Here is a 2500-nt window from a genome sequence, read left to right on the forward strand (position 1 = left end):
GCGAACCGGACCGCGCCCTGGCCGCCCACGCCCGGGTCGTCGGCCATCCGGGGTACGCGCACCTTCCCCTCGCCGTCCGCGCTGACCACCAGGTCGACACCGCCCGGGCGTACGTCCTGCTCGGCGACGTGGTGGCAGCCGGTCGTACCCTCCTCGCCGCCGACCGGACCGCGCCCGCCGAGGTCCGGTCCCGTCCGGCGGCCCGGGAGGTGGTGGCCCTGGTCCTGCGCCGGTCGGTACGCCCCGACCCCCGGCTCGTCGACCTCGGGCGGGCCTGCGGCGTCGACGGCGCCCGGTGACCGCCCCGACGCCCTGAACCCCTCGGTCGACACGAGGCGTCTACAGTGGATCACCTTGCCGTCTCGCAGATGCAGAGGAGCCCGCCATGGCCGATCGGGTACCGGGCCTCGCCACCGAACTCGACGTCGAGGTGCCCCACGCGGCGCGGATCTGGAACTACTGGATGGGCGGGAAGGACAACTTCGCCGCCGACCGGGCCGCCGGTGCGGCGGTGGCGCAGGTGTACCCGGAGATCGTCGTCATGGCCCGGGAGTCCCGGCGGTTCCTCGTCCGGACCGTCGGGCACCTGGCGGCCGAGGCCGGGATCAGGCAGTTCCTCGACGTCGGCACCGGCCTGCCCACCATGCAGAACACCCACGAGGTGGCCCAGTCCGTCGCCCCCGGGTCCCGGGTCGTCTACGTCGACAACGACCCGATGGTCCTGGTGCACGCCCGGGCCCTGCTGGTCAGCCCCGCCGGTGCGGGCACCACCCGGTACGTCCCCGCCGACTACCACGACCCGGAGCGGATCCTCACCGAGGCCGCCGACGCCCTGGACTTCCGGGAGCCGGTGGCGGTGATGTTCATGGGGGTCCTCGGTTACGAACCCGACCTGGAGGTGGCCCGCTCGATCGTCGCCATGGTCCTGGACGCGGTGCCCTCCGGAAGCCACCTGGTCCTCTGGGACGGCACCGACACCAGCCCCGCCGTGGTCGAGGGGGCGGCGCGGCTGGTGGCCAGCGGGGGAGTCCCGTACGTGCTGCGCAGCCCGGAGCAGATCGGCGGGTTCTTCGACGGGTTGACCCCCGTCGAACCGGGACTGACCTCGATCACCAGGTGGCGTGCCGACGACGACACCCCGGCGATCGACGCGTACGGGGCGGTGGGGCGCAAGCCCTGACCGGCGGCGGTCACCGGACTGTCAGTTCTGGTCGAGCAGCTCCCCGACCCGGGTGACGAAGTCCCGCAGGTTCGCCTCGGTGATCAGGTCCAGGGCCTCGGGGACGGTCAGCCAACGCAGCTCGGCGGTGGGATTCTCCGGCCTGGCCGTCTCGGGGGTGCCGGTGGCCAGGACGAACCGGAGGTCGGCGTGTTCGTGGGCGGGCTCGGTGGGGCTCGCGTTCACCCGCACCACGACCACCTGCCGCAGGGACCCGTTCGGCCAGCACACCAGGTCGTCCAGGTTGGTCTCCTCGCCCCCCTCGCGCAGCGCCACGTCCAGCGGGTGGTGCTCGCCGGGGTCGCCGTGTCCGCCGACCTGCAACCAGGCCCCCTGGCGGGCGTGCCACCGGAGCAGGATCCGTCCGGTCGGGGGGTGGACGACGAGTGCGGACCCGGTGACGTGCAGTGGCAGGTCGCGGGACCACGGGTCGCCGGTGTCGAGGAGGGTCCGGGTCCGTTCCACGTCGGCTGCCTCGTCGGCGGTACGTGGCCGGTAGGTGGCCAACAGGTCGACGATCGGTGACACCGGGGCGTCGCGCATGGGGCACTCCCGACGGGTGGAGGATGGACCGGGTCGGTAGTGGATGATTCGGGACAATGGGGTGACGGATCCGGCGACCCGCCACTTTGGTGATCTGCATCACACCTTGAACTCGGGGGGTGGTGGGGTTCGTACCCCTCGACCAGACCCCGATTCCCCTTACCCGTGCGCGTATCCGGTCGTCCTGGCCCCGACGGCGACTCCGCAGGCCCAACACGAACTGACTCGTAACAACCACGGACTGTGGAAGGTTGCCGTCGGTAAACCGTCTCCGAAGCCGTGGTGGCCGACCCGAAGCGCATCGTAATTTGCGCCGCTCACTACCCTGACTGAAGATCCCGTGCCTGGGCAACAGTCGAGAGCGATAAGGGCTTCAGATGAGCGACAACTACCCTCCGTACGGCGGGCAGCCTGATCCGAACGTGACCCCCTGGAGTGGGCCGCCGGCCCAGCAGGGCGGGTACCCCGCGTACGGCCAGCCGGGCCAGCCCGGGCAGCCCGGTTACCAGGGCGCGGGCTACCCCGGCGGACCGCAGCAGTTCGGCGCCCCGCCGCCGCAGAAGTCGAACAAGGGCCTCTTCGTCGGGCTCGGCATCGGTGCGGCCGTGCTGCTCATCCTCGCCGTCTGCGGCGTCGGCGGCGCGCTGCTGCTCACCGGCAACGACGATGACGACCCGGGACCCGTGGCGACGGGCCCCGCCGAGCCCGGTGGCGACACCTCGCCCGGCCCGGACGAGT

General features: G+C 72.3%; 2 protein-coding genes and 2 pseudogenes. 3 read left to right on the plus strand and 1 reads right to left on the minus strand.

Annotated elements, in window-relative coordinates; genetic code table 11:
• Positions 1-299 (plus strand): annotated as a pseudogene (locus tag ABT336_RS27215) (helix-turn-helix domain-containing protein); the annotation flags it as partial.
• Positions 300-385: 86 nt separating this feature from the next.
• A complete protein-coding gene (locus ABT336_RS27220; protein ID WP_350900432.1) occupies positions 386-1180 on the plus strand; it encodes an SAM-dependent methyltransferase in 795 nt (264 codons plus the stop codon).
• A 21-nt stretch (positions 1181-1201) separates the two neighbouring features.
• On the opposite strand, the gene ABT336_RS27225 is transcribed toward ABT336_RS27220, so the two are convergent.
• Complete coding sequence (locus tag ABT336_RS27225; RefSeq protein WP_350900434.1) at positions 1202-1762, minus strand: NUDIX hydrolase; 561 nt, start codon at positions 1760-1762, stop codon at positions 1202-1204.
• A gap of 377 nt (positions 1763-2139) precedes the next feature.
• On the opposite strand from ABT336_RS27225, the pseudogene ABT336_RS27230 reads away from it, so the two are divergent.
• Positions 2140-2500: pseudogene (locus ABT336_RS27230) on the plus strand (hypothetical protein); the annotation flags it as partial.

It is taken from the genome of Micromonospora sp. NPDC000207 (assembly GCF_040300925.1).
In the GTDB taxonomy this organism is placed as follows: Bacteria; Actinomycetota; Actinomycetes; order Mycobacteriales; family Micromonosporaceae; genus Micromonospora.